The 511-nt window shown below is 68.5% G+C and carries 1 protein-coding gene; it reads left to right on the forward strand.

Going from position 1 to position 511, the window contains the following annotated elements:
• Positions 1-114 precede the first annotated feature (114 nt).
• A partial coding sequence (locus tag ACWKWX_RS32780; RefSeq protein WP_483829954.1) for a hypothetical protein occupies positions 115-511 on the forward strand: 397 nt, incomplete at its 3' end.

The following is a 511-nucleotide window of genomic DNA, read 5'->3' on the forward strand; positions in this document are numbered from 1 at the left end:
CCTGTTCGCCGCATATCTCGTCAGCTACGCCCTCGTCCTGCTGTGGATGCGACGCATCAGCCGCGGCGTGCCGGCACCCCGTCTGCTCGTTGCCACCGAGAAAGCTGGTGAGAAGTGAACCTCGCACTGATCGTCCTCCCTGGCCTCGTCCTGGGGCTCGGCTTCGCGCTGGTCATCGCCGCACTGGTGCCCACCCAGCCCAGCCTCTCCGCAGCGCTCGATCGGATCGGCACCACCACCGTCGCCGCCGACCCCGCCTACGCCGCCACCCTCGAGAACCGGGTGGGCTCAGCCGTCCTCCGTCGCGTCGGCGACAGCCCCTCGCTCAAGATCCCCACCCGCGATCTGCGCCTGATCGGCATGAGCGTCAACCGGTTCCTGTACCAGAAGGTGCTCTCCGCCGGCCTCGGCCTCATCGCCCCCATCGCGATCGGACTGATCTTCCAAGTCCTCGGCCTGACCGCGTTCTACATCCCCGCGCTGTTCGGCATCCCCCTCGCCATCGGCGGCT

The organism is Pseudomonas imperatae, from assembly GCF_057128625.1.